The 24,829-nt window shown below is 69.8% G+C and carries 30 protein-coding genes; 14 read left to right on the top strand and 16 right to left on the bottom strand.

The window, feature by feature from the left end; all coding sequences use genetic code 11:
* Window positions 1–30 precede the first annotated feature (30 nt).
* The 6 genes from pdxS to LVQ62_RS11695 form a co-directional block, all read right to left on the bottom strand.
* Window positions 31–951: a pyridoxal 5'-phosphate synthase lyase subunit PdxS gene (gene pdxS / locus LVQ62_RS11720; protein WP_179481008.1), complete on the bottom strand. Its 921-nt coding sequence runs from the start codon at window positions 949–951 to the stop codon at window positions 31–33.
* 188 nt (window positions 952–1,139) lie between these two features.
* Window positions 1,140–1,700: a hypothetical protein gene (locus LVQ62_RS11715; protein ID WP_233761798.1), complete on the bottom strand. Its 561-nt coding sequence runs from the start codon at window positions 1,698–1,700 to the stop codon at window positions 1,140–1,142.
* Window positions 1,700–2,863 (bottom strand): glycosyltransferase family 4 protein, encoded by a 1,164-nt coding sequence (locus LVQ62_RS11710; RefSeq protein WP_233761796.1) that lies wholly within the window; start codon window positions 2,861–2,863, stop codon window positions 1,700–1,702. The genes LVQ62_RS11715 and LVQ62_RS11710 overlap by 1 nt, the downstream gene beginning before the upstream one ends.
* Window positions 2,860–3,792, bottom strand: a complete 933-nt coding sequence (locus LVQ62_RS11705) for a phosphatidylinositol mannoside acyltransferase (RefSeq protein WP_233761794.1) — start codon at window positions 3,790–3,792, stop codon at window positions 2,860–2,862. Before LVQ62_RS11705 ends, LVQ62_RS11710 begins: the two co-directional genes overlap by 4 nt.
* Complete coding sequence (gene pgsA / locus LVQ62_RS11700; protein WP_233761792.1) at window positions 3,789–4,478, bottom strand: phosphatidylinositol phosphate synthase; 690 nt, start codon at window positions 4,476–4,478, stop codon at window positions 3,789–3,791. The genes LVQ62_RS11705 and pgsA overlap by 4 nt, the downstream gene beginning before the upstream one ends.
* Window positions 4,479–4,491: 13 nt before the next feature.
* Window positions 4,492–5,052: an HIT domain-containing protein gene (locus LVQ62_RS11695; protein WP_233761790.1), complete on the bottom strand. Its 561-nt coding sequence runs from the start codon at window positions 5,050–5,052 to the stop codon at window positions 4,492–4,494.
* 115 nt (window positions 5,053–5,167) lie between these two features.
* Between LVQ62_RS11695 and LVQ62_RS11690 the strand changes: the two genes are divergently transcribed.
* Genes LVQ62_RS11690 through LVQ62_RS11675 form a run of 4 tightly spaced genes read left to right on the top strand, consistent with a single transcriptional unit; the run spans window position 5,168 to window position 7,347 of the window.
* Window positions 5,168–5,935, top strand: a complete 768-nt coding sequence (locus tag LVQ62_RS11690) for a HipA family kinase (RefSeq protein ID WP_233761788.1) — start codon at window positions 5,168–5,170, stop codon at window positions 5,933–5,935.
* Window positions 5,932–6,318: a DUF3037 domain-containing protein gene (locus LVQ62_RS11685; RefSeq protein ID WP_233761786.1), complete on the top strand. Its 387-nt coding sequence runs from the start codon at window positions 5,932–5,934 to the stop codon at window positions 6,316–6,318. Before LVQ62_RS11690 ends, LVQ62_RS11685 begins: the two co-directional genes overlap by 4 nt.
* The gene (locus LVQ62_RS11680) at window positions 6,315–6,857 is read left to right on the top strand and encodes a YbaK/EbsC family protein (protein WP_233761784.1); all 543 of its coding nucleotides are present in this window, start codon (window positions 6,315–6,317) and stop codon (window positions 6,855–6,857) included. The genes LVQ62_RS11685 and LVQ62_RS11680 overlap by 4 nt, the downstream gene beginning before the upstream one ends.
* A gap of 55 nt (window positions 6,858–6,912) precedes the next feature.
* Window positions 6,913–7,347: a nitroreductase family deazaflavin-dependent oxidoreductase gene (locus tag LVQ62_RS11675; protein ID WP_179481027.1), complete on the top strand. Its 435-nt coding sequence runs from the start codon at window positions 6,913–6,915 to the stop codon at window positions 7,345–7,347.
* Window positions 7,348–7,402: 55 nt separating this feature from the next.
* On the opposite strand, the gene LVQ62_RS11670 is transcribed toward LVQ62_RS11675, so the two are convergent.
* Window positions 7,403–8,221, bottom strand: a complete 819-nt coding sequence (locus LVQ62_RS11670; RefSeq protein WP_233761782.1) for a hypothetical protein — start codon at window positions 8,219–8,221, stop codon at window positions 7,403–7,405.
* A 295-nt stretch (window positions 8,222–8,516) separates the two neighbouring features.
* Window positions 8,517–10,499 carry a threonine--tRNA ligase gene (gene thrS, locus LVQ62_RS11665; protein WP_233761780.1) on the bottom strand — a complete coding sequence of 661 codons (1,983 nt, stop codon included), beginning with the start codon at window positions 10,497–10,499 and terminating at the stop codon, window positions 8,517–8,519.
* Window positions 10,500–10,650: 151 nt separating this feature from the next.
* Between thrS and LVQ62_RS17880 the strand changes: the two genes are divergently transcribed.
* The 5 genes from LVQ62_RS17880 to LVQ62_RS11635 all read left to right on the top strand — a co-directional run bounded on the left by LVQ62_RS17880 (window position 10,651) and on the right by LVQ62_RS11635 (window position 14,956).
* Window positions 10,651–11,829 carry an alpha/beta fold hydrolase gene (locus tag LVQ62_RS17880; RefSeq protein WP_370639617.1) on the top strand — a complete coding sequence of 393 codons (1,179 nt, stop codon included), beginning with the start codon at window positions 10,651–10,653 and terminating at the stop codon, window positions 11,827–11,829.
* A gap of 89 nt (window positions 11,830–11,918) precedes the next feature.
* Window positions 11,919–12,353 (top strand): hypothetical protein, encoded by a 435-nt coding sequence (locus tag LVQ62_RS11650; RefSeq protein ID WP_233761778.1) that lies wholly within the window; start codon window positions 11,919–11,921, stop codon window positions 12,351–12,353.
* Between the two features lie 93 nt (window positions 12,354–12,446).
* Complete coding sequence (xylA, locus tag LVQ62_RS11645) at window positions 12,447–13,574, top strand: xylose isomerase (protein WP_233761776.1); 1,128 nt, start codon at window positions 12,447–12,449, stop codon at window positions 13,572–13,574.
* A gap of 81 nt (window positions 13,575–13,655) precedes the next feature.
* A complete protein-coding gene (locus LVQ62_RS11640) occupies window positions 13,656–14,024 on the top strand; it encodes a hypothetical protein (RefSeq protein ID WP_233761774.1) in 369 nt (122 codons plus the stop codon).
* A 101-nt stretch (window positions 14,025–14,125) separates the two neighbouring features.
* Window positions 14,126–14,956, top strand: a complete 831-nt coding sequence (locus LVQ62_RS11635) for an SDR family oxidoreductase (protein ID WP_233761772.1) — start codon at window positions 14,126–14,128, stop codon at window positions 14,954–14,956.
* 69 nt (window positions 14,957–15,025) lie between these two features.
* Here LVQ62_RS11635 and LVQ62_RS11630 read toward each other — a convergent pair whose 3' ends face one another.
* The gene (locus LVQ62_RS11630; protein ID WP_208052054.1) at window positions 15,026–15,391 is read right to left on the bottom strand and encodes an antitoxin; all 366 of its coding nucleotides are present in this window, start codon (window positions 15,389–15,391) and stop codon (window positions 15,026–15,028) included.
* A gap of 160 nt (window positions 15,392–15,551) precedes the next feature.
* Between LVQ62_RS11630 and LVQ62_RS11625 the strand changes: the two genes are divergently transcribed.
* From LVQ62_RS11625 to LVQ62_RS11610, 4 genes are all read left to right on the top strand, one after another.
* A complete protein-coding gene (locus tag LVQ62_RS11625) occupies window positions 15,552–15,824 on the top strand; it encodes a Rho termination factor N-terminal domain-containing protein (protein WP_233761770.1) in 273 nt (90 codons plus the stop codon).
* Window positions 15,825–15,827: 3 nt separating this feature from the next.
* The gene (locus LVQ62_RS11620; RefSeq protein ID WP_233761768.1) at window positions 15,828–16,442 is read left to right on the top strand and encodes an endonuclease; all 615 of its coding nucleotides are present in this window, start codon (window positions 15,828–15,830) and stop codon (window positions 16,440–16,442) included.
* A 41-nt stretch (window positions 16,443–16,483) separates the two neighbouring features.
* Window positions 16,484–17,281, top strand: coding sequence for a polysaccharide deacetylase family protein (locus LVQ62_RS11615; protein WP_233761766.1), 798 nt, complete (start codon window positions 16,484–16,486; stop codon window positions 17,279–17,281).
* 71 nt (window positions 17,282–17,352) lie between these two features.
* Window positions 17,353–18,300, top strand: a complete 948-nt coding sequence (locus LVQ62_RS11610; RefSeq protein ID WP_233761763.1) for an NYN domain-containing protein — start codon at window positions 17,353–17,355, stop codon at window positions 18,298–18,300.
* A gap of 15 nt (window positions 18,301–18,315) precedes the next feature.
* On the opposite strand, the gene LVQ62_RS11605 is transcribed toward LVQ62_RS11610, so the two are convergent.
* The 4 genes from LVQ62_RS11605 to LVQ62_RS11590 are packed head-to-tail and all read right to left on the bottom strand — an operon-like array spanning window position 18,316 to window position 20,901.
* Window positions 18,316–18,798 carry an SRPBCC domain-containing protein gene (locus LVQ62_RS11605; protein ID WP_233761761.1) on the bottom strand — a complete coding sequence of 161 codons (483 nt, stop codon included), beginning with the start codon at window positions 18,796–18,798 and terminating at the stop codon, window positions 18,316–18,318.
* On the bottom strand, window positions 18,795–19,121 hold the full coding sequence (locus tag LVQ62_RS11600; RefSeq protein ID WP_208052059.1) for a helix-turn-helix transcriptional regulator: 327 nt from the start codon (window positions 19,119–19,121) through the stop codon (window positions 18,795–18,797). The genes LVQ62_RS11605 and LVQ62_RS11600 overlap by 4 nt, the downstream gene beginning before the upstream one ends.
* An 18-nt stretch (window positions 19,122–19,139) precedes the next feature.
* Window positions 19,140–20,105 (bottom strand): endo alpha-1,4 polygalactosaminidase, encoded by a 966-nt coding sequence (locus LVQ62_RS11595; protein ID WP_233761759.1) that lies wholly within the window; start codon window positions 20,103–20,105, stop codon window positions 19,140–19,142.
* Between the two features lie 10 nt (window positions 20,106–20,115).
* A complete protein-coding gene (locus LVQ62_RS11590) occupies window positions 20,116–20,901 on the bottom strand; it encodes a YqjF family protein (protein WP_233761757.1) in 786 nt (261 codons plus the stop codon).
* Between the two features lie 68 nt (window positions 20,902–20,969).
* On the opposite strand from LVQ62_RS11590, the gene LVQ62_RS11585 reads away from it, so the two are divergent.
* Window positions 20,970–21,422 carry a TspO/MBR family protein gene (locus tag LVQ62_RS11585; protein ID WP_233761755.1) on the top strand — a complete coding sequence of 151 codons (453 nt, stop codon included), beginning with the start codon at window positions 20,970–20,972 and terminating at the stop codon, window positions 21,420–21,422.
* A gap of 48 nt (window positions 21,423–21,470) precedes the next feature.
* Here LVQ62_RS11585 and ygiD read toward each other — a convergent pair whose 3' ends face one another.
* The 3 genes from ygiD to LVQ62_RS11570 all read right to left on the bottom strand — a co-directional run bounded on the left by ygiD (window position 21,471) and on the right by LVQ62_RS11570 (window position 24,709).
* Entirely contained in the window at window positions 21,471–22,349 is an 879-nt protein-coding gene (gene ygiD / locus LVQ62_RS11580) for a 4,5-DOPA dioxygenase extradiol (protein WP_233761753.1), read from the bottom strand.
* 99 nt (window positions 22,350–22,448) lie between these two features.
* A complete protein-coding gene (locus LVQ62_RS11575) occupies window positions 22,449–23,909 on the bottom strand; it encodes an aldehyde dehydrogenase family protein (RefSeq protein ID WP_233761751.1) in 1,461 nt (486 codons plus the stop codon).
* A gap of 65 nt (window positions 23,910–23,974) precedes the next feature.
* Window positions 23,975–24,709 carry an SDR family oxidoreductase gene (locus LVQ62_RS11570; protein ID WP_233761749.1) on the bottom strand — a complete coding sequence of 245 codons (735 nt, stop codon included), beginning with the start codon at window positions 24,707–24,709 and terminating at the stop codon, window positions 23,975–23,977.
* Between the last annotated feature and the right edge of the window lie 120 nt (window positions 24,710–24,829).

The raw sequence follows: 24,829 nt of genomic DNA, 5'->3' as shown, positions 1-24,829 counted from the left end.
TGAAGCCCTCCGCTCGATGCGGCGGCAGGCTCACCAGCCGCGCTCGGCCAGCCGGTGCGGCTCGGGGATCTCGTCGACGTTGATGCCGACCATGGCCTCGCCGAGACCGCGGGACACCTTGGCGATCATGTCGGGGTCGTCGTAGAACGTGGTGGCCTTGACGATGGCCTCCGCGCGCTGCACCGGGTTGCCCGACTTGAAGATGCCGGAGCCGACGAAGACCCCCTCCGCGCCCAGCTGCATCATCATCGCGGCGTCCGCCGGGGTGGCGATGCCGCCCGCGGTGAAGAGCACGACGGGCAGTTTGCCGAGGCCCGCGACCTCCTTGACCAGCTCGTACGGCGCCTGCAGCTCCTTCGCGGCGACGTACAGCTCGTCGTCCGCCAGCGTGGTCAGGCGGCGGATCTCGGCGCGGATGGTGCGCATGTGAGTGGTGGCGTTGGAGACGTCTCCGGTGCCGGCCTCACCCTTGGAGCGGATCATCGCCGCGCCCTCGGTGATACGGCGCAGCGCCTCGCCCAGGTTGGTGGCACCGCAGACGAACGGTGCGGTGAACTCCCACTTGTCGATGTGGTTGGCGTAGTCGGCCGGGGTCAGCACCTCCGACTCGTCGATGTAATCGACGCCGAGGCTCTGCAGCACCTGCGCCTCGACGAAGTGCCCGATGCGCGCCTTGGCCATCACGGGGATCGAGACGGTCTCGATAATGCTGTCGATCATGTCCGGGTCCGAGGCGCGGGACACGCCACCCTGCGCGCGGATGTCGGCGGGCACCCGCTCCAGCGCCATCACCGCGACGGCGCCGGCGTCCTCGGCGATCTTGGCCTGCTCGGCGGTGACCACGTCCATGATCACGCCGCCCTTGAGCATCTCGGCCATCCCCCGCTTGACGTGGGCGGTGCCGGTGCGGCCGCCACCCTGGGGTTGGGTGTCGGTGGTCTGCGAGGTCATGACGACTCCTTGTGCGGGGGTACGACGGATGGTCTGCGACCAGCGTACAAGCGGCGCGAGGCCGCAAAGTGCCACGCCCGCGTCGATGACCGCTATCGGTCACGACAGGTTGTGGTCAGCGCGGCGGACGCGACAACGGGAGTACGTGCGCGCCCGATCGGGCGCGCGTACTCCCGATGCGTGCGGGCTCAGTCGGTCTGCGGGATCCGGTCGTCGAACTGCACCATCTGCGGCAGATGCGTACGACCGGCGAGTCGGAAGAGGCGCACGACGGGCTTTGCACGCACCCGGCGCACGTCGCGCACGGCGTCGTCGTGGAAGCGGCGCGCCAGCTGCACCCGCGCGCCCGCCTGCTGCACCAGGTGTGCGTACTCCAAGACACCCTCCTGCACCACGGTTTCCGGCGTCAAGACGGCCAAGAGCGTGATGGTGAGATCCGTCTCGATAGTGGCCCGCTGCTGGTCGACGCCATGCTCCTGCACCTCCGAACTCACCTCGGTGGCGTCCGACGCGTCGAGGGAGGAACCGGCGGCGTCCGCCAGCAGCATCGAACTCGCGGGGTCGAGCAGACCGGAGTTGGCCAGCTCCATGCTGGTCTCGGCGCGGCGTACGAGCTGGGCGTCCAGAGCCGACAGGGATCCCTCCACCCGGCCGTGCAGACGGTCCAGCCGAGCGGCGCTGTACGAGAGGTACCACGCGATCAGCGCGAGCACGGCGAGTGCGATCGCGATCCAGCCCCACGGGTACATCAGCGCGCTCCTCGACGGCGGGCGACCAGCCGCCGCGGCGACGCGACCGGAACACCCGCGGAGACGACGGTCTCGTAGACGTTCATGACCTGCGACGCGACCCGCGACCAGTCGAACTCCTGCGCCCGCGCCGTCCCCGCCGCGCGATAGGACCGGCGCGCGTCGGGATCGGCGAGCAACGAGAGCGCCTGTCGGGCGAGGTCTTCCGGATCGCCGGTGGCGAAGAGCCGCCCGTCGGCCCCGTCGCGCAGCACCGCACGGAATGCGTCCAGGTCGCTGGCGAGCACCGGCGCGCCCGCGCTCATTGCCTCGATCAGGATGATCCCGAAGCTCTCGCCACCGGTGTTCGGTGCGACGTACGCGTCGGCCGAGGCGAGCAGGCTCGCCTTCTCCTGGTCGGTGACGGAGCCGAGCATCTCGGCGGCCGCCGCCACCCGGTCCGGTACGCCGTGCAGCGCCTCGCGGGCGTCGCCCGGCCCGGCGATCAGCAGCCGCAGACCCGGCCGCGCGTCCAGGAGCCGCGGCATCGCGTCGAGCAGCACGGGCAGACCTTTTCGCGGCTCGTTGATCCGGCCGAGAAAGGCCAGGGTCGGGCGTGCGGGAGTGCCCTGCCACCAGGGCGCGTGCGGCGCGGCGGCGAACGGCTCGACGTACACGCCGTTCGGGATGACCACGGCGTCGCCGCCGAGGTGCCGGCGCACGGTGTCGCGCGCCTCCGCCGACACGGCGATCCGGCCGACCACCTTCTCCAGGCCGGGCTGCAGGATCGGCTGGGCGGCGTGCATGACGCGCGAGCGCATGGTGGCGGTGTGGAAGGTCGCCACGAGCGGTTGCTCGGCGGCCCACATCGTCAACATGGAGAGGCTGGGACTGACCGGTTCGTGCACGTGGATGACGTCGAAGTCGCCGCGCTCGACCCACTTCGCGACCCGGGAGGCGGTCACCGGGCCGAAGAGCAGTCGCGCGACCGACCCGTTGTAGGGCACCGGTACGGCGCGGCCGGCTCCCGTGACGTACGCCGGCAGCGGCGTGTCCTCGTCGGCCGGCGCCAGCACGCTCACCGCATGCCCCTGCGTCAGGTAGAACTCGGCCAGGTCGCGGATGTGCAGCTGCACTCCCCCGGGCACGTCGAAGGAATACGGGCTGACCATGCCGATCCTCACGGCGCCGCCCCATCGGCACGGCTCAGGTCCTCCACGAAGACCCGCTGCATCATGTGCCAGTCCTGGGTGTGCTCGCGGATCGTGTCGCCCAGGGCGTCCGCGCACTGCTGGGTCATGGCGGTGATCTTCTCGCGATCGGTGCCTTCGGCAGGCACGATCACCCGCGGCCCGAAGTCGGCGACCACCCGCTGGATGGCCCGGCCCGGCAGCTTCTCGTACGTGACGCTCAACGGGTAGAGCGCGGCGCCGGTCTCCAGCGCGAGGCGCGCGGGTCCGGCCGCCATCCGCGCGGGATGCCCGCACAACTGCACCTGCACGCCGCGGGAGGTGAGGTCGCGATCGGACAGCAGCGGCACGAACCCGCCGGCCAGTACCGCAGCGACCAACTCGGGGTACGGCTCGGCCCCGCCGGTGAGCGGCAGGATCCGGATGCCCAGGCTGGCGCGGTAGTCGACGAACTGCTGGAAGAGCGCTTCGGGTTTCAGTCGCTCGGCGACCGTGGTGACGCGGGCGAAGTTGCGGGTGGCCCACGCCCCGCACATGTCCCAGTTGCCCAAGTGAGCGAGGAAGAGGATCACCGCGTCCCCGCCGTCGAGGATCCGCTTCGCCTCCGGCCCGTTGCCCGCGAGCCGCAGCATCTGGTCGATGTCGTCGCTGCCGGCGACCTGCTCCAGACGGAACGCGTCGCACCAGTAGCGGAAGTAGGACCGCATGCCCAGCCGCACGAGCACGTCGAGCTCGTCGTCGTCCAGCTCCCGGCGCACCTTCGCGTAGTTGGCGCGCAGCCGCTGCACGTCCTTGCCGCCGCGCGCGGTGATGCGGTCGGCGATGCGCTCGAACATGGCGTACGCCGCCCGCTCGGGCATCCGTCGTACGAGCGCCCACCCGGCGCGGAACCCCGCCAGCGTGAGCCGGTCGGTGAGGTTCACTCCACCCTCGGGGTGCTGCTCTCCCCGGTGGAGCGGGTGGTGGCGCGGGGGCCCTCCGCGGACAGCGCCTGGGTGCGCACCGTCAGCATCCGCTGCAGCACCGTGACGAAGCTGAGCACGGCGAGCACCGCGAGCGTGATGCCCTCGATCCAGTTGCCGATCGCGTTGCCGTCCTTGATCAGGTTGCCGATACCGACCAGGCCGGTGATGACCAGGATCGACACCAGACGGTCGGCGCGTTCGGCGATGCCGACGTTCGCGGTCATCCCGAGGCCCTCGGCGCGGGCCTTGGCGTAGGACACGACGCTGCCGAGGATGAGGCAGGCCAGGGCCAGCGTGGCGATGAGGACGTTGTCGCCGCGGTCGGCGTAGTAGAGGACCAGGCCGCCGAAGATCGCGGCGTCGCCGAATCGGTCGAGGGTGGAGTCGAGGTAGGCGCCCCAGTTGCTCGACCGGCCGAGCTGGCGGGCCATGTTGCCGTCGATCAGGTCCGAGAAGACGAACGCCGTGATGAAGAGCGTGCCCCAGAAGAACTGCCCGATGGGGTAGAAGACCAGCGCACCGACCACGACGCCGAGCGTGCCGACGATGGTGATGGCGTCCGGGCTGATGCCGCACTTGATGAAGAAGCGGGCGGTCGGAGTGAGGAGGGTGGTGAAGAAGGCGCGCGCGAATCGGTTGAGCATGGTGGCGCAGAGACTACCGGGGCGGCGCGTCCTCGCCCTGCCCCCACGCGGCAGCGAGGCGGCTGCGGGTGTCCTCCAGCAACTCCGGCAGGGCCTTGGTCTGGCCGATGATCGGCAGGAAGTTGGCGTCGCCGCCCCACCGCGGTACGACGTGCTGGTGCAGGTGTGCGGCCACCCCGGCACCGGCCACGGCGCCCTGGTTCATCCCGATGTTGAAGCCGTGCGGCTGCGACACCTGCGTGATGGTCGTGATCGCGGCCTTGGTCAGCTCCCCGAACTCCGGGGTCTCCTCGTCGGTGAGGTCGACGTAGAGCGGCACATGCCGGTAGGGGCAGACGAGCAGGTGCCCGGGGTTGTACGGGAAGAGGTTCATCACGACGTAACAGGTGCGGCCGCGGTGCACGATCAGCCCGTCCGCGTCGCTCTTACTGGGGGCGGTGCAGAACGGGCAGCCGAGGTCATCGTCGTCCGCCGGCTTGTCCTCCCGGATGTACGCCATCCGGTGCGGTGTCCAGAGCCGCTCGAAACCGTCCGGCACGCGGGCGAATTCGCGCTCGTCCTCCACCTCAGGCATGCACTCGATCCTAGGCGGCACATCTGGGCGGCGGTCGCGAGGTCGATCGTCAGCGGCGTACTGGCGCCGGCACCGGAAATCCGCTGACCATCGCGGCAGTCGGTAGCCTCGGCTCGTGCTCCCCACCGCCCGTGCCGTCCGGTACGTCGTCCCGTTGCGGGAGGGCGGGTCGCTGCCCGGTGTCGTCGAGGCCGACGACGAGGGCACCTGGGTGTTGAAGTTCCGCGGTGCCGGGCAGGGTGTGAAGGCACTCGTCGCCGAGGTCGTCGTCGGGGAGCTCGGCCGCGCCCTCGGGATCCGGGTGCCCGAGCTGAAGGCGGTCGAACTGCCGATCCAGATCGCGCGATACGAGGCCGACGAGGAGGTGCAGGACCTGCTCAGCGCGAGCGTGGGCCTCAACCTCGGGGTCGACCTGCTGCCCGCCGCGTTCAACTACGACCCCGCGTACCCTCCGCCCACCGACGAGGCGGCGGCGATCCTGTGGCTGGACGCGTTCACCGCGAACATCGACCGCACGCCGCACAACCCCAATCTGCTGCGCTGGCACCGCAACACGTGGTGCATCGACCACGGTGCGGCGCTCTACTTCCACCATTCCTGGCCCTCCAGGGGCGCCGACGCCGCCCGGTTCGCCGCACAGCCCTTCGACGCCTCGACGCACGTGCTGCGTCCGGTTGCACGCGGACTGGCGCAGACGCACGAGCGGCTCGGCGCGCAGGTCACCGAGCCCGCGTTGCGCGCGGTGCTCGCCCTCGTGCCCGACGAGTGGCTCGAGCCCGCACCGGGGCTGCTCGATCCCGCAGCGGTGCGCTCGGCGTACGTCGAACACCTGCTCGCGCGGCTCGCCTCCCCCGGGCCCTGGCTGCCGCAGGACCCGTCATGAACGCGCTGCTGGGCTACCAGTACGTCGTACTGCGCTGCGTGCCCTCCGCGGTGCGCGAGGAGTTCCTCAACGTCGGGATCGTCCTCTACTGCCAGCAGGCCGGCTTCCTGCAGGTCGCCTGGTCGGTCGACGACGCGCGCTTGCTGGCCTTCGCGCCGACGCTGGACCCTGCCGAGGTGCGCGCGGCCCTGCAGACCGCGGAGGCCGCCTGCCGGGACGGCGCCGTCGAGGGCCGCCCCGACCTCGTCGGACTCGGGCCCAGGTTCGGCTGGCTCGCGGCTCCGCGCTCGACCGTGCTGCGCCCCGGCCCGGGCCACGGCGGTCTCACCACCGACCCTGCGGCCGAGCTGGCCCGCCTGCTTGCGGTATTGGTGGAGGTATGACGCGCGCATTCCTGGTCTGGGGACCGGCCACCGACCACCCCGAGCTGATGGCCGATTCCACGCGACGGGCGCTGGACGACCTCGTCGACCGGGACGTCGTACGCGCGTGCTCGATCGACCCCGACATCGCCGACACAGCGACGATCGTCGCGAAATCCGGGTACCCGCTGCAGCAGTGCGCCAACTGCGTGGTCGTCGCCGGCAAGCGGGACGGGGTGGAGCGTGTCGCCGCCCTCGTCGTCCTCGCGCACACCCGCGCCGACGTCAACGGCGTCGTCCGCCGCACCCTCGACGTGCGCAAGCTGTCGTTCATGTCGCAGGAGGCCGCCGTCGAGCGCACCGGCATGGAGTACGGCGGCATCACCCCCCTCGGCCTGCCGCCGGAGTGGCCCATCTACGTCGATGCCGCCGTCGCGCACACCGACCCGGTGATGATCGGATCGGGGCTGCGCCGCGGCAAGCTCGAACTGCCCGGGGCGGTCCTCGCGGCGCTTCCCGGTGCCCAGATCGTCGACGGGCTGGCGCGCGTCGCGGAATGACGCCGCGCCCTCCCGCTGTTGTCAGTCACACACGTCCACGAACGAGGAGAGACACATGCCGCTCACGGGTGAGTACGCCGAAGAGAAGACCGAGTGGGTCAGGGACCAGCTCGCCAAGATCGACGAGGCCGGCACCACCGAGGTCGTCGGGGTGCAGGGCATGGCGGTCGTCGTCTACACGGTGCGGAGCGCCAAGACCGGCAAGCTGCGCCGCGTGCCGCTGATGCGCGTGGAGCACGACGGGGTCTACGCCGCCGTCGCGTCGTACGGCGGTGCGCCGAAGCACCCCGCCTGGTACTACAACTTCGTGGCCAACCCGCAGGTCGAGGTGATGGACGGGACGTCCCACCACGACGGTGTCGCCCGCCGGATCGAAGGCGACGAGCGGGCGCAATGGTGGGAGCGCGCGGTGGCCGCCTACCCGCCGTACGCGGAGTACCAGACCAAGACCGACCGGGAGATCCCGGTCTTCGTGGTCGAGCCTGCCTGACCCCTCTCCCGTTTTGGACATGCACAGCGGGCCAGATATGCCCCGCTGTGCATGGTCAAGTCTCCGCAGCCTGGCGATAGGCACGGACCACCTGGCGCATGAACCGCGCCGGCTCGGTCCGCAGCCCCATCAGCGGAATGCGCAGCACCCTCTCGCGGCCCAGCACGAGGTCGTTCTGACGCAGGGCGTCATCCGTCACCGAGTCGACATCGAGATGGTGCACGCCATCGATCTCGATCAACAGCCCGACCGACTCCCACCCGGCGTCGACGTACGCCACCCCGCTCGCTCGCACTCGCCGGATCTGCCGGTCCGGCGAGGGCAGACCGTACGACGTGCACAGCGCGCCGAAGTCGAGTTCGCCGAGAGACTCCGCGCCGTCGCAGACGTCCCGGATCACCTGGTCGAGCAGCGTTCTCCTCGCCGTGTAGGTGGTTTCCTCCCACGCTGTCATCAGTCGATCACGATCGACGATCCGCTGTTGCACGCTCATCGACACCAGCAGGGCTGCCGTCCGATCGGTGCGCGCCCACGCGGCGGCGCGCAGGCATGCGACCTCCGGCAGTACCCTCGGCACCGGCGAATCGACCGCTGGTCCCACAGCGTTCGGTCGATGCACGGTGATTCCGGACGACCGGCGCACCCGGTTGGCCGACGGGACGCTGACGTGCACCGTGTCCTCCTCGAACTTCCGCAATCCGGCCGCGGTCAGCGCTGTGACGCCGTCGAGGACAGCCCCCGGACCCGACTCCCACACCGCGCTCCACCAACGGCTCTCGCCGACCAGCTCGGCTCCGGCGAGAAGCACGGTGTGCAACCCGACGAGCTGCCACCGGCCGGCGCGGATCTCCGTACGCAGATCCGCTCGGGTCACCCCTTCACGCAGCAGGTCCGCTCGATGCGCGACACCTGCGTGATGAGATGCGACGCGTGCGAACGCCCTCGCTCGCAGGTCACGTCGACTCGGCGTACCCGCGGTGAGGAGGTCTGCACCCACCCCTTGGTCGATAGTCACGCACGCATCGCACCTCGGTGGGGAGGGCAGCCGCAGCCACGCTCGACCTCGCTGTGGACGACGCCGCGTCAATCCGAAGGGTGTGGACGGCGGCCACAAGATTTGGACATGCATACCGGGGCAGATGTGCCCCGGTATGCATGTCCAAATTCGGTCAGACCTGAGCGCGGTCCGTGATCGCCTGCTGCACCAGCTCGATCGCCTCGTCGACCGGCACGCCGTTCTTCTGCGAGCCGTCGCGGTAGCGGAACGAGACCGCACCCGCAGCCCGGTCCTCGTCCCCGGCGATCAGCGTGAAGGGCACCTTGGACTTCGAGGCGTTGCGGATCTTCTTGGGGAAACGGTCGTCCGACGCGTCGAGTTCCGTGCGGATCCCCTTCTCCTTCATGCGATCCAGCACGCCGCGCAGGTAGTCGTCGTACTCCGCCGCGACGGGCACCCCGAGCACCTGCACCGGTGAGAGCCACACGGGGAACGCGCCGGCGTAGTGCTCGACGAGCACGCCGAGGAAGCGCTCGATGGACCCGAACTTGGCCGAGTGGATCATCACCGGTTGCTGACGGGTGCCGTCGGCTGCCTGGTACTCCAGCCCGAAACGCTCCGGCTGGTTGAAGTCGTACTGGATCGTCGACATCTGCCAGGTGCGCCCGATGGCGTCGCGCGCCTGCACCGAGATCTTGGGCCCGTAGTACGCCGCGCCGCCGGGGTCGGCGACCAACTCCAGTCCCGAGTCGGTCGCGACCTGCTCGAGGATCGCGGTGGCCTCGTCCCACTGCTCGTCGGACCCGATGAACTTGTCCTTTTTCTCGCCCTCGGTCTCCCGGGTCGACAGCTCGAGGTAGAAGTCGTCCAGCCCGAAGTCGCGGAAGAGTCCGAGGCAGAAGTTCAGCAGGTGCTTGATCTCGGCGGGCGCCTGCTCACGGGTGACGTACGAGTGCGAGTCGTCCTGCGCGAACCCGCGCACCCGGGTCAGTCCGTGCACCACACCGGACTTCTCGTTGCGGTAGACGTGACCGAATTCGAACAGCCGCAAGGGCAGTTCGCGGTACGACCGTCCGCGCGACTTGAAGATGAGGTTGTGCATCGGGCAGTTCATCGCCTTGAGGCGGTAGTCGATCCCGTCGAGGTCGAACGAGGGGAACATGCTCTCGGCGTAGTACGGCAGGTGCCCGGAGGTGTGGAAGAGCGCCTCCTTGGAGATGTGCGGCGTGCCGACGTACTCGAAGCCCTCCTCGATGTGGCGACGGCGTACGTAGTCCTCCATCTCCCGCTTGATGACCCCGCCCTTGGGATGGAAGACGGGCAGCCCCGAACCCAGCTCCTCGGGGAAGGAGAAGAGGTCGAGCTCGGCGCCGAGCTTGCGGTGGTCGCGCTTCTCCGCCTCGGCGAGCCGGTCGGTGTACGCGCGCAGCTCCTCCTTGCTCGGCCACGCGGTGCCGTAGATGCGCTGCAGCTGCGGGTTCTTCTCACTCCCCCGCCAGTACGCCGCCGCCGACCGCATGATCTTGTACGCGTTGCCGATCAGCTTGGTGGACGGCAGGTGCGGCCCACGGCAGAGGTCGCCCCAGGCGATCGAGCCGTCACGGCGCACGTTGTCGTAGATGGTCAGCTCGCCCGCGCCGACCTCCGCCTCGGCGCCGTCGGCCGCCTCTGCTGCGCCGCCCTTGAGCCCGATCAGCTCCAGCTTGAACGGCTCGTCGGCGAGCTCCTCGCGGGCCTCGTCGTCGGTGACGACGCGACGGGAGAAGGTCTGCCCCTCGTTGACGATGCGCTGCATCGCCTTCTCCAGGGCCTTCAGGTCCTCCGGGGTGAACGGGGTCTCGACGTCGAAGTCGTAGTAGAAGCCGTCGGTGATCGGCGGGCCGATTCCGAGCTTCGCCGCGGGGTTGACCTGCTGGACGGCCTGGGCCAGCACGTGCGCGGTGGAGTGCCGCAGCACGTTGAGCCCGTCGGGCGAGCCGATGTCGACCGGCTCCACGACGGCTCCGTCCGGCACCTCGCGGAAGAGGTCGCGCAGCTGCCCGTCGACCCGCATCGCCACGATCCGCCGGTCCTCGCCGAACAGATCGGTGCCCGTCGTGCCCTGCTGCACCGATCGCTCGTCTCCGGCGACATGGATGCTGAGCTGGGCAGACACGGGGTGCTCCTCGGACTATGCGCGCCGGCCGGCTGCCGACGACTGCGTCAGCAAGGCTAGTGGGCCGCCGCCGCGCACTTCACCCGCGTTTCCCCCGGCGCGGCGCGACCGGCATGCTGCAGTGATCCCGACCGACCGTGAGGACCCACCTGTGACCGCTCCCGACATCTCCGCCGTACGTCTCGGCGGGTCACCCTCCCTGCCCCTGCTGGTGCTCGGACCGTCGCTCGGCACGAGCGCGCGGGCCCTGTGGTCGCGGTGCGCCGCCCAGCTGGGTGACCGCTTCGAGGTGCTGGCGTGGGACCTGCCCGGCCACGGTTCGAACACCGAGGTGTCCGAGCCCTTCTCGATCGCAGACCTGGCGGCCGGGGTGCGCACCCTGGTGGACGACGTACTGACCGACCGCGGTGAGCCGGGTGGTTCCTTCAGTTACGCCGGCGACTCGGTGGGCGGCGCGGTCGGGCTGCAGCTGCTGCTGAACCTGCCGGGGCGGGTGGAGCATGCGGTGCTGGTGTGCACCGGCGCCGTCATCGGCACGCCCGAGTCATGGCGCGAGCGGGCCGCCCTGGTGCGGGCCTCGGGCACGGCGGCGATGGTCGAACGCGCCACCCGCACGTGGTTCGCGCCCGGCTTCCCGCACCTCGAACCGGCTGTGGCCACCGAATTGCTGCAGTCACTGCGGGATGCCGACGACGAGGGATACGCCCAGGTCTGCGAGGCGCTGGCCGGTTTCGACGTCCGCCACCGCCTGGCCGACATCCGGACACCGGTGATGGCGGTGGCCGGCTCGGTCGACCCGGCGACCCCGGTCGCGGGTCTGGAGGAGATCGCTTCCGGCGTCCGGAACGGCCGCCTGGTGGTGCTCGACGACGTGGCCCATCTGGCGCCCGCCGAGGTGCCCGACCGGATCGCGCGCATCATCCGCGACGACCCCGAGCCCGCGAACAGCGTTGCCACGCAAACACGTTCGCCCGGCATGACGGTGCGGCGTGAGGTGCTCGGCGACGAGTACGTCGACAGCGCCATCGCCAGAGCGACCGAACTCACGCGCGACTTCCAGGACTTCGTCACCAAGCACGCGTGGGGTGCCGTCTGGACGCGACCCGGCCTGGATCGACGCAGCAGGTCGATCGTGGCGCTCACCGCGTCCGTCGCGGGCGGCCACGAGCGGGAGCTGGCCGTGCACGTGCGCGGTGCCCTCACCAACGGTCTCACTCGCGGCGAGTTGAGCGAGGTGCTGCTGCAGACGGCCGTCTACTGCGGCGTGCCCGCTGCCCAGTCGGCGTTCCGGGTCGCTCAGCAGGTGCTGGACGACATCGACCAGGAGTGACGGCGCTCGGAATCCGTTGCACTCGAGGCTGATCGGCCTTCCTGGTCCGAACCGGCCCGCGCGCTCCGGTGCCACCGTACGATCCGACCGTGGACGACCGGCTCCGACATTTCCCCCGCGAGGACCGGTCGTGGTTGGCGACAGCGGTGCTGTGCGTCGGGGTGGTGTTCTGCGGGTGGCTGGTCGCCACCGCGATCTTCCATTCCTCCGTTGACAGCGTCCTGGGGGGTCTTGCCGGGCTCGTCGTCATCACCAAAGTGGTGCTGGACGAGGCGCAGGGCATCGTGGTCGACCGGGCCGGCGTACACCGGCCTCTGAGACGTGTCCTGCGATGGCAGACGGTGGAGGGTGTGTTCCCCGGCGACGTGTGGCTCTCGCTGCGGTGCACCGACCGCAACTACCGGCACGCGCGACTGCCCACCCGTTACGCCGCGGACGTGGCACGTGTCGGCCGTAAGCCCCTTCAGACGGGCCCGCCACCCGCTGGAGAACCCCACCTGCACGATCTCCGATCGGGCGAGTAGACATAGCCGGCAACTGTTTCGATCATCGACGCGAAGGACACCCATGGACCTGACCCCCGCCCCGAGCACAAGTTCTCCTTCGGCCTCTGGACCGTGGGCTGGCCCGGAATCGACCCGTTCGGCATCGCCACCCGCCCGATGCTGGATCCCTGGGAGTACGCCGAGCGGCTGGCCGAGCTGGGCGCCTGGGGCATCACGTTCCACGACAACGACGTCTATGCCTTCGAGGCGACCGATGCGCAGCGTGAGCAGGCGACCACGCGGCTCAAGAAGGCCGCCGACGACGCCGGCCTGGTGATCGAGATGGTCACCACCAACACCTTCACCCACCCGGCGTTCAAGGACGGCGGCCTGACCAGCAACGACCGCTCGGTGCGTCGTTTCGGGCTGCGCAAGATCATCCGGGCCGTCGACATGGCAGCCGAGATGGGCGCGAGCACCTTCGTGATGTGGGGCGGCCGCGAGGGCGCGGAGTACGACGGGTCGAAAGACCTGTACGGCGCGTTCGAGCGGTACAAGGAGGGCCTGGACACCGTCGCGGGCTACATCAAGTCCAAGGGCTACGACCTTCGAATCGGGTTGGAGCCCAACCCGAACGAGCCCCGCGGCGACATCTTCCTGCCGACCGTCGGTCACGCGCTGGCCTTCATCGCCCAGCTCGAGCACGGCGACATCGTGGGCGTGAACCCCGAGACCGGGCACGAGCAGATGGCCAACCTGAACTACACCCACCAGCTCGCCCAGGCGCTCTGGAGCGGCAAGCTCTTCCACATCGACCTCAACGGTCAGCGTGGCCTGAAGTACGACCAGGACCTGGTCTTCGGTCACGGCGACCTCACCTCGGCGTTCTTCACGGTCGACCTGCTGGAGAACGGCTTCCCGGGCCAGCCGGACGCGCCCCGCTACGACGGTCCGCGCCACTTCGACTACAAGCCGTCCCGCACCGAGCACCTGCTCGGCGTGTGGGAGTCGGCGAAGGCCTGCATGCAGACCTACCTGATGCTGGCGGAGAAGGCGAAGGCGTTCCGTGCGGATCCCCAAGTGCAGGAGGCCATGGAGTACGCCGGTGTGTCGAATCTGCGGGTGCCGACCCTCGCGGCTGACGAGACCCTCGAGCAGTTCCTGGCCGGCGACGACGGCTTCGATCCCGACGAAGCGGGCCGGCGCGACTACGGATTCGTGAAGCTGCAGCAGCTCGCGATCCAGCACCTCGTCGGCTGATCCGACATGTGGTCGGCGCGGAATCACCCTGCCCTGGAGAAGGACAGGTTGACAGTGGTCCCGCGCCGACCGCGTCCGTGGGTGTGGATCGCAGTCGGCGCGGTGTACGTCGTCTTCGTGGTGGGTTCGGTCGTGGACGTCATCTCGGACTTCAGGTGGGATTCCCCTCTCAGATTCTTCACCCCCGTCTACCTGTGCGTCTTCGCGTGGATCCACTTCCGGCCGCTGAATGCAGACCGCGACGGAATCACCAGACGCGACACCTTCCGCGCGACGCCGTGGTCCAAGGTCGAAGCGCTCATCGAACCCGGCAGGTGGGACCCGACCATCCATGTGCGGATGTCGGGCAAGGATCGCCAGACCGGCTTCCCGGCCGAACACCTCGAGCGCTTGGTCGAGCTCAGCGGCAAGCCGGTGGAACGTCGAGAGTCGTCACAGGCTCCGGCTTAGATCCGTCCCACAACGTAGGTCGATCGCCGCGCCGGGAATGAATCGCGCAGTCCCTAGTTGAACGATGTAACCGACGTCTCACAACAGTCCGAGGAGGACATGTGGCTCCCAAGGTTTGGTTCATCACCGGCGCGTCCAAGGGCTTCGGCCGCGAGTGGGCGATCGCCGCGCTCGAGCGGGGGGACAAGGTCGCCGCCACGGCGCGCAAGACCGACACCCTCGACGACCTCGTGCAGAAGTACGGCGACGCGATCCTGCCGCTGCAACTGAACGTCAACGACCGCGACGCCGACTTCGCGGCGGTGAAAGCCGCGCACGACAACTTCGGCCGTCTCGACGTCGTGGTCAACAACGCCGGTTACGGGCACTTCGGGATGGTTGAGGAGCTCAGCGAGCAGGACCTGCGCGACCAGCTCGAGACCAACCTGTTCGGCGCGGTCTGGGTGACCCAGGCGGCATTGCCCTACCTGCGCGAGCAGAAGTCCGGGCACATCCTGCAGGTCTCCTCGATCGGCGGCATCAGCGCGTTCCCGATCGTCGGCGCCTACCACGCGTCCAAGTGGGCCCTCGAGGGCATCAGCCAGGCCCTGGCCCAGGAGGTCGCCGACTTCGGCATCCACGTGACACTCATCGAGCCGGGCGGATTCTCCACCGACTGGGCCGGTCCGTCGTCGAAGCACTCTGCCGAGCTGAGCGCGTACGACGAAACCCGCACGAAGGTCATGGAGCAGCGTCAGACGCGCAACGCCGAGCCCGGCGACCCCGCGGCCAGCGCGGCCGCCGTGCTGAAGCTGGTCGACGCCGACGAGCCGCCCCTCCGGGTATTCTTCGGCAGCGGCCCGATCCGGATCGCCAAGGCGGACTACGAGTCGCGCCTCGCCAACTGGGAGAAGTGGCAGCCGCTCGCTGAAGAGGCTCAGGGCTCCAAGTAACCCTGATCGCACGCGAACAGGCCCTCCCACCGATGCGGTGGGAGGGCCTGTCGTGTCTGTCGATCCGGCTCAGATGCCGCCGGACCCGGGCGTCTGCGGGTTCCCGGTGGACGGCGGGTCGTCCAGCGGGCTCGCCGCTGGATTGAACGGCGCCTCGGGATCCTTCTGCGGTGCGGAGTCGAACGTCGACGTGGTCCCGGCCGTCGTGCCGCCCGCCTGCTTCTGGATGGTCTCCTCGGCCTTGTCGCTGGCGGTCTTGATCTTGTCGGCGTACTTGCCCTTGGTCGCGTTGTTGACCGCCCCGCCGACCTTGTCGATGCCACCGCGGATCTTGTCCGGATTCTCGGCGGCGGCCTTCTTGGCCTTCTCGATGTTCTCCTCGGCGGCCTTGGTGGCCTTGTCCAGGGCTTCCTTCGCCTTGTCCATGAAGCTCATGACGTGCTCCTTCGTTCGAGGTCGTCCTTCATCCTGCACCAACGATCGGGTGTCCGGGAACCTCCCCACGGGGGTCTGCGGATGCGGGGAACGAGCCGTGTGCAGGCGAATAACCGCGCTAGCGTGGAAACGGACCGACCGCTGGATGGGAGCGCCTGTGATGTCACCACGCAAGGGCCCGGGGCCGTCCGTCAAGGACGACGACCTCTACGAGAAGCTGCGCGACGAGGGCAACAGCAAGGAGAAGTCGGCGCGCATCGCGAACGCCGCTGCCAACACCTCGCGATCGAGCGTGGGCAGCAAGGGCGGCTCGCACCCGTCGTACGACGAGTGGACCGAGCACGACCTGTTGCAGCGCGCCCGGGAGATCGGCGTCGAGGGCAGATCGAGGATGTCCAAGGACGAGCTCATCGAGGCTCTGCGCGACCACTGACCTATGAGCCCGACGCAGCGCGAGCGGGTCCGCGACCTGCTGGAGCACCACGGCCGCACGTACGCCGACGAGGCCGGCATCATGTTGCGGGACAAGCCTGCCCCGCTCTACCAGCTGCTCACTCTCGTGACGTTGTTCTCCGTGCCCATCTCCGCCGGGGTCGCTGTCGCCGCGGCGCGTGAACTCTTCGCGGCCGGCTGGCGCACCCCGGAACACCTGCTGGGCTCGACGTGGCAGCAGCGTGTCGACGCGCTCGGCCGCGGCCACTACCGCCGCTACGACGAGAGCACCGCCACCGCTCTGCAGGAGTCCGCAGAACACCTGCGCGCCGCGTGGGGCGGGGACCTGCGCAGGGTGCGCGACGACGCCCAGGGCGACGCGGACGGTATCCAGGAACGCATTGCACAGTTCCCCCGCATCGGCCCGACCGGTGCCGCCATCTTCTGCCGCGAGGTGCAGCAGGTCTGGCCGTCGGTGCGGCCGTTCTTCGATCAGCGAGCCGTCGACGGCGCACGCGATGCGGGGCTCCCGACCGACGTCGGTCAGCTGGCCGCCCTGGTCCACGACGACGACCTCGCGCGGTTCGCGGCGGCCCTCGTACGCCATGAACTCACCTGACCTGCGGCGTCCTCCCAGACGCCTCTGGCATAAAGGAGCACATGGAACGTCGATCCCTCCTCACCGCGCTGGCCGCGGGAGTCGCCGCCGCCCTGGCCGGCTGCAGCAGCGCCAAGCGGTCCGCCACGGCCACCGCGCCACACTCGTCCCCGAACAGCACGGCCACCAAGGCCCCTGCCAGCACCCGGGTGTTCCACGCCCCGCACGGCATCGTGAAGGCACCCGTCCCCCGCGGCACGCTCTACATGCTGCCCGGCACCGGTAACAACGTCGCCCTGACCGTCGACGACGGCACCGACCCGCGCGTCGTGGCCGGATACGCGAAGTTGGCGAAGGACACCGGCCTGCGCCTGACGTTCTTCTGCAACGGGGTCAATCCCAGCTGGACCGAATCGGCGTCGGCGCTGCGGCCGCTGCTCGAGGAGGGCCAGATCTTCATGGCCAACCACACCTGGTCCCATCCGAGTCTGCTGAGCCTGAGCAGCGCGGAACTCACCGATCAGGTACGGCGCAACGAGACCTTCCTGAAGAACACGTACGGCGTGCTCGGTCGCCCCTTCCTGCGACCGCCGTTCGGCTATCGCAACGCGCGCGTCGACGCGCAGCTCGCCGATCTCGGCTACCCCGCGGTCACCATGTGGTTCGGCAGCCTGGCCGACTCCACCGTGTTGAACCCGAAGCGGATCGTGGTGCACGCCGAGGAGTCGCTCAAGGCCGGTCACCTGGTCATCGGGCACGCCAACCACGACCCCGTGCTCAAGGTCTACGACCAGATCGTGCACATCATCACCTCGCGGCATCTGCAACCGGTCCATCTGGGCGACGTCTACCAGGTGTGAGCGTCTGGGAGTGATCGTGGCCGATGGGGCAGACTGGCCGGAGTCCACGACCGCACGCCCGAGGGAGCCCCATGCCGGAACAAGGTGACACCCGTGTCGCTGTCTATCTCGACTTCGACAACATCGTCATCTCCCGGTACGACCAGGTGCACGGACGGCAGCGCTTCTCCAAGGACAAGGTGCGCACCGCCGACCGAGCGACCGACACCGAGATCATGGACAAGCTGGCCCAGGCCACGGTCGACGTCGGCGCGATCATCGACTTCGCGTCGTCGTTCGGCACGCTCGTGCTGACCCGGGCGTACGCCGACTGGTCGGCCGACGTGAACGCCGACTACCGCGGCCAGCTCGTCGGGCGCGCCGTCGACCTCGTGCAGCTCTTCCCCGCCGCGGCGTACGGCAAGAACGGCGCGGACATCCGCCTCGCGGTCGACGCGGTCGAGGACATGTTCCGGCTGCCCGACCTCACGCACGTCGTTCTCGTGGCTGGCGATTCGGACTACATCGCGCTCGCCCAGCGGTGCAAGCGGCTCGGCCGGTACGTCGTGGGCGTGGGCGTCGCCGGATCGACGAGCCGCTCGCTCGCGGCGGCCTGCGACGAACTCGTCACGTACGACGCGCTGCCCGGCGTCGAGCCGATCCCCGCGCCGGAGCCCGAGCCGGAGGCACCCGCGACGAACGACGTGGTCGCCGACGAGAGTCCCGAAGCGGGGACCGAGCCGGCCCCGACCAAACGCAAGCGGGCGACGCGTAAGCAGACCAAGAAGGACGAGGACGACCCGCAGATCGCCGCGACGCGCCTGCTGGAGCGTGCGCTGCGCCTCGGCCACGAGAAGAACGACGACGAGTGGCTGCACAGCTCGGCGGTGAAGAGCCAGATGAAGCGGATGGACCCCTCGTTCAGCGAGAAGGCCCTGGGCTACAAGTCGTTCTCCGGCTTCGTGATGTCACGCGATGACGTCGCGGAACTGGACGACAGCTCCCCCGCGCGCCAGATCCGCGCCCGCAACCGCGACTGAGACCCTGCCGGGTCGCTACAGCTGGGCCCGCTGCAGCCGCGCCTCCCAGCGCGGTTTCCACGGCTCGCACTCCTCGCCGCGCAGGTGCGCCGCGAGGTCGTCGAGATGCACGCCCCAGCCCGCTTCGTGGAAGGGCGCCCGGTCCAGATCGAAACCGCCCTCCTCGACGACGAGGCGGGTGCCGCCGGCCTCGGGCGTCAGCGTCGCCTCGATGGTGGTGGCCTCGTCGTCGCCCTTCGCGAACTCGACGACCAGCCGGCGCGGTGGCTCACAGGCAGTGATCCGCGCCGGATCCTGGGCCCCGCTGGTGAAGGCGGTGGTGATCTCACCGCCCACCCGCAGGTCGCCCGTCACGGTGACGAGCCACCGCGCCAGACGCGCCGGGTCGGTGACGGCCTCCCACAGGTCCTGCGGGTCCGTTGCGTAGAGGTCGTCGACGTGGACGACTCCGCGGCCGTCGACCTGCGTCACGTAGGTGTGCTGCTCGGTCCGGATCATGTCCTGTCCTCTCGGTGCGATCGCCCGCGGGCGACCTCGGTGTGCAGGGCATCCAGTCGCCGGCTCCACAGGTCGCGGTACGGCGCCAGCCAGCCGTCCAGCTCGGTGAGGCCCTGCGGGCGCAGCGAGTAGATCCGGCGTTGCCCCTCGGCGTGGACGTCGACCAGGCCCGCCTCCCGCAGCACACGTAGGTGCCGTGACACTCCTGGTCGGGCCACCGGCAGCAGGTCGGCGATCTCACCGGCCGTCAGATCCTGATCGCGCAGCGAATCCAAGATCACCCGACGTCCGGGGTCCCCGATCGCTGCCAGCATCGCGTCCATGACATCGAATGTACCCGATCAGTTACATAACGCAAGTGTTACGCATTGCGCAATCGTCACCGCGCGGACCGCACGGGGTCCTGCACCGGCGCCCGTTGATGTGCCATGTCGGCAGGTCCGGCTGACGTAACCGGACTGTCCCTTCGCCACCACGTCGCGGTCCCGCAGGAGCAGCGACACCCGCCCGCGACGCGCCGCGCAGGCCTGCGCGAATTGATCTGCCGAGTATTCGATCTCGATGACCTTCGTGCCGTACGCGCTCGTATAGGCGTCGCACTCGTCGTACTCCTGACACTCCTCGGCGACCGCGAAGTCATATCCCGATCCGCGCAGCCGGGTCGCCAGCTCGGCGGCGTTCTTCTGTCCGATGAGCAGCGTGTCCCGGTGGGCGATGCCCGCGAGCAGTGCAGCGAACGCGACGGCGTCGGCCTGCGTGAGGTTCCCCTGCGAGCGGGTGTAGGAATCGAGGTTGTCCGGTTCGACGGCGTCGTACCCGCTGTGCGCGCACCCGGCGAACCAGCCACCGACAACGGCCGCGATCGCCAGGCGCTTGGCGGGCGTGGCGATGTCCAGCAGCGCTTCGTTCCAGTCGCGGTCGATGATCAGCCGGCCGCTGGCGTCGCGCAGCAGCAGGTTCGGGTGTGTGTGCTGCCACCACGCCAGATCACCGGGCTGCGCCTGGTAGGCGTTGACGTAGCAGACGTTGTAGCGACCCGGCGCCGGCGCTGAGGTGCGGTCCCGGTCGACGATGCGCACACCGGAAGCAGGCGGGTAGGAGCCGCCGATCTGGTAGTCGAAGACACCTGCCGCCGGAAAAGCCTTGGCAGTTGTGGTATTCCGCGCCGGCGTGCCACCGCTCGACGCGGCTGTGTGCGCCGAGCCGGTCGTGCCCGTCGTGCCCGTCGTGTCCGACGCCGCGGCGCCACACCCGGTCAGCACCAGCCCGGCCGCGACCAGCAGCGCACCCGTCCGTCGTCGTGCCACCGCACCATCATCACGTAGTCGGTCCCGGCGACGGGCGGGTCGACGGGAGCGGAAGAGCGCGGCGGGCGTCGTACGGGAGCGCGAACTGCGTGCGTACCCCTCGGGAGAAGAGCACCGAGTCCGGCGCTCGGGTGCTGACCCCGGGCAGACCGCAGTGGGCGACCAGCGAGTCCTGCAGGTGCAGCAGCTCGGCGTTGCGCAGCGGCCACGTCCGGTGCTCGTTCGGGACATAGAGGGTCCGGCCGAACGCTCTGGTGTGCAATCCCCAGCGAGCAGTGAGGAACTCGGCCAACGGGTCGGGCTCGGTCAACGCGTCTCCAGGGCGTACGACGACGGTCGTGACCGCGCTGCGCGGCGCCGGCCACCGCCGTTGCGAGGTGTAGGTGATCACTCCCCCGGTCTCGGCGACGCGCATCCGCGCCCACGTGTAGGGCAGCGCGAACGCAGCCCGGGCCCCGAGGACGACAGCCAGTCGGGACGCCTCCAGGGTGCGGAAGACGATGCCCCGTCGCCCCTGCGCATCGACCGAGTAGAGGCGCACGTTCGTCTCCGCGAACGTCCCGAGCCACGGCACCGCGCCACCTCGCCCGACGCCCGCATCGACCATCCGGAACGGAATGAGTCCCACCCAGCTGGTGCCGTCGTGCACGTCCGGGCGCGTTCCAGGCGGCAGCAGTGGCTGGACGACCGAGGGTTCGACGCGCCAGTGCAGGAACGTCAGGTCGCACCAGTCCTGACTCATCATCTGCAGCCCGGTCAGGGCCGGGGCCGTCGCGTTCACCGCCTGCACCGTCATGCGGCCACTGTGCCCCTTCCTCATCGCCGCGACACCGCCGCCCCGGACGCGCGCGCGACAATCGGGGCATGGACCTTCGACGAGTGCTCTTCGCCGCCGCACCTCCCGTCGCCGCCGCCGTGATCGGCGGACTCGGATCCCGTGAGGCGCCCACGACCTACGCACGGCTGGACAAACCGTCCTGGGCTCCGCCGGCGCAGGCGTTCGGCCCGGCCTGGTCGGTGCTCTACGCCACGATCGGTGCGGCCGGATGGCGGATGTACCCGCGCGTCTCTCGCACGACCCGCCTGCTGCACCTGGCCCAGCTCACGGCGAACGGCGCGTGGCCGGTGGTCTTCTTCGGTGTCCAGGACAAGCGGGCCTCCCTGGCGGTGATCGCCACCCTGGATGCGCTCGTGGCCGCCGAGCTGTGGTCGTTGCGCCGGACCGATCCGGAGTCCGCTGCGATCCTGGTGCCGTACGCCGCGTGGATCTTTTTCGCGACCGCCCTCAACGCCGCCGTCAGCGACCCGGGAGCCTGACGCCAGGATCGCCGCGCGGCACGGACACCCGCCGTGAAGTCGAACGACTCAGAGGTTGGTCTCGTCGGCCGGGATGCTGGTGGGCAGGGCGGCGGCCGGTCGCTCGTCGCTGCCGCCGAACGACGGGCAGTCGATCCCGATCGTGTAACTGGCCATGCTGATCGATCCAGCGGCGTGCCCCTCGACCAGAGAGCTGACCTGCTGGCCGCTGTCGGCGGCCAGGCCGGCGAAGTAGAGCAGGGGAAGGAAGTGGTCGGGGGTGGGGACGGCCAGTCGGTAGTCCCGGTCGGCGTCCAGCCTGGTGACGTCGATCGGGCGGTCCAGCAGGATCTCGCGGGCGCGTACGTCGAAGCGGGTGGCCCAGTCGTACGCGCTGTCGGGGCGGGAGAAGTCGACCGCGCCGAGGTTGTGCACGATGTTGCCGCTGCCGACCACGAGCACGCCCTCACGCCGTAGCGACGCGAGCTTCTGTCCGAGCTCCAGGTGGTAGTCGATCCCCTTGTCGGCGTTGATCGACAACTGCACCACCGGGATGCTGGCGTCGGGGAACGCATGCACCAGCACCGACCAGGTGCCGTGGTCGATGCCCCAGCTGTCGACGTCGCAGCCGACCCACATCGGCTTCGCGACCTCCGCGACCTGGTCGGAGAGCTCCGGCAGCCCTGGCGCCGGGTACTCCACGTCGAAGAGCTCCTGCGGGAAGCCGTAGAAGTCGTGGATGGTGCGCGGGCGCAGCATCGCGGTGACAGCGGTGGCGTTGATGTACCAGTGCGCGGAGACGACCAGGATCGCCCGCGGCCGGGGCACGGCCGCGCCGAAGGCACGCCACGCCTGGGTGTAGCGGTTGAGCTCGAGCGCGTTCATCGGGTTTCCGTGACCGATGAACGCCGCAGGCATCATCGGCCGGGTATCGCTGGTCGCCGTCATCGTGTCCCCTCACCGCGCGCGTGGTGCGCTGACGCTACCGCTTTCGCACGGATCGGCGCCGCGCCGGCGGAGTCGACGCGCCCGGCGGGGCACCCGCCGTCAGAACGGGTACTGCGGGATCCGGCTCTGCATCGTCACCCACTGCGTTTCGGTGAACGCCTCGATGTTGGCCTCCACCCCGCCGAAGCGCGCACCCGTGCCCGACGCCGCCGTCCCGCCGAACGGCGCCACGGCCTCGTCGTCGACCGTCTGGTCGTTGATGTGCACGATCCCGGTCGGCACCCGGTCGGCGAGGGCAAGGCCGCGCATGACGTCCTGCGTGAGGATGCCGAGCGACAGGCCGTACTCCGTGCGGCTCGCCAGCTCCACCGCCTCCTCGACGCTGGAGAACTTTGCCACCGGCGCGACCGGGCCGAAGACCTCCTCGTTGAACGCCGGATGGTCCACCGAGCAGTCGGCGATCACCGTCGGACGGTAGAAGAGGTCCTCATAGGTACCGCCCTCCACCAGTCGCGCGCCGGCCTGCGTGGATCGGGTGACCAGGTCGTGCACGTGGTCGCGCTGGCGCACGTCGATGATCGGGCCGAGCGGGGCATCCGTGGCGGCCGGGTCGGCCACCTGAATACCGGCTGCGCTGTGGGCGAGCCGTTCCACGTACTCGTCGTAGATCGCCTCGTGCACGATGTGGCGACCGGTGGTCATGCAGATCTGTCCCTGGTGCAGGAACGACCCCCACGCGCCGGCCGCGACGGCGGCGGGCACGTCCACGTCGTCCATCACGATCAGGGCGTTGTTGCCGCCCAGCTCCAGGTGTGCCCGCTTGAGCAGCCGGCCGGCCGCCTCGCCGACCTTGCGTCCCGCAGCGGTCGAACCGGTGAACGAGATGATCCGCACGCCGGGGTGCTCCACCAGGGCGGTGCCGACGTCCGCGGCACCCGGCAGGACATGCACGAGGCCGTCGGGCAGACCGGCTTCGGCGAGGATGGCGGCCAGGAAGAGACCGCCGGAGACGGCGGTGCGCGGGTCGGGTTTGAGGATCACCGCGTTGCCGGTCGCCAGCGCGGGCGCCACGGACCTGCTGGACAGGATCTGCGGGAAGTTGAACGGCGAGATGACGCCGACGACGCCGGCCGGCACCCGCCGCGCCATCGACAGGCGTGGGGCCCTGGTGCGCAGCAGCTGCCCGTACGGCGCCTCGACGGTCGCCGCACCGGTCCAGTACTCCGCAGCCACCAAGGAGGCCTCGAAGCCGGCTTTGCCCTTGCCCGAACCAGCCTCTCGCACAAGCCAGTCGGACAACTCACCGGCGTGCTCCTCGATCAGTGTGGCCGCGCGCCGCAGCGCGGCAGCGCGCTGGTCGTACGGCAGCGCGGCCCACTCCTTCTGCGCCTTCGTCGCTGCCGTCACGGCGTCGTCGACGTCCCGAGCGGTGGCGACGCCCACACTCCCGATGACCTCCCCGGTCGCCGGCTCGCGGACGTCGGCGGTCCCGCCCGCCCCGGCGCGCCATCCGCTGCTGCTGATCTTCCCGGCCCAATCGTCTGCGTCGAAGAACGGCATGGAGCACCTTCCGTAGGGCGGATCTCGGGTGGCCGAAGGGCATGTGCCGGCGGCACCTTCGAATACTAGGGCTGCACGGTGGGTCGTACGAGGATCTCGTTCAAGCTCACGGACTTCGGGCGGGTGACGGCGAAAGCGATGATCTCCGCGATGTCCTCCGGCGTGATCGCCATCTGCTCGTACATCTTCTCGGCGCCGCGCTTGGTCTCCTCGTGCGTGATGTGGTCCGTCAGTTCGGTCGCGACTGCACCGGGCTCGATGACGATCACCCGCACGTCCGGCTGCAGCTCCTGGCGCAGCGCCTCGGACCAGCCGTTCAGACCCCACTTGGTGGCGGCGTACACACCGTTGCCCGGTCGGGCCGTGCGTCCGGCGACCGACGAGAGGTTCACCAGGTCGCCTCCACCGCCGGCTCGCAGCAGGGGCAGGAACACCTCGGTGGCGGTGATCGCGCCGAGCAGATTGACATCGAGCATCTGCTTGTAATCGTCCCTGCGCTCGGCGTCGAACGGTCCGAGCAGCATCACGCCGGCGTTGTTGAGCAGGACATCGACGCGACCGAGCTCCTTCTCGACGCGCCCGGCGGCCGCCACCAGCGTGTCCCGGTCGGTGACATCGGCCGCGATCGCGATACTGCCGTTGTCCAGCTCCCCCGCGAGCGCCTCGATGCGTTCGGCCCGGCGCGCGATCAGGGCCACCGTGTAGCCCGCGGCGGCCAGCGCTCGGGCCGTCGAGGCGCCGATGCCCGAGGATGCCCCGGTGATGACGGCGACCTTGTCCGTGTCCTTCGATGTGGGCATCTGTTGCTCCTTTGGGTCGTGTGATCGCGGCCGACGCCTGCCGGACCGTCGATCGACCGTAGCCCTGGTCGAACGGACGGGGAGTCCTCGCCGGGTCGGTCCGGCACGCGGGAAGGACAG

This window comes from Allobranchiibius sp. GilTou73, assembly GCF_021391335.1.
Lineage (GTDB): Bacteria > Actinomycetota > Actinomycetes > Actinomycetales > Dermatophilaceae > Allobranchiibius > Allobranchiibius huperziae.
Note: the sequence above shows the minus strand (reverse complement) of the source record. Positions and strands in the feature narration are given on the sequence as shown.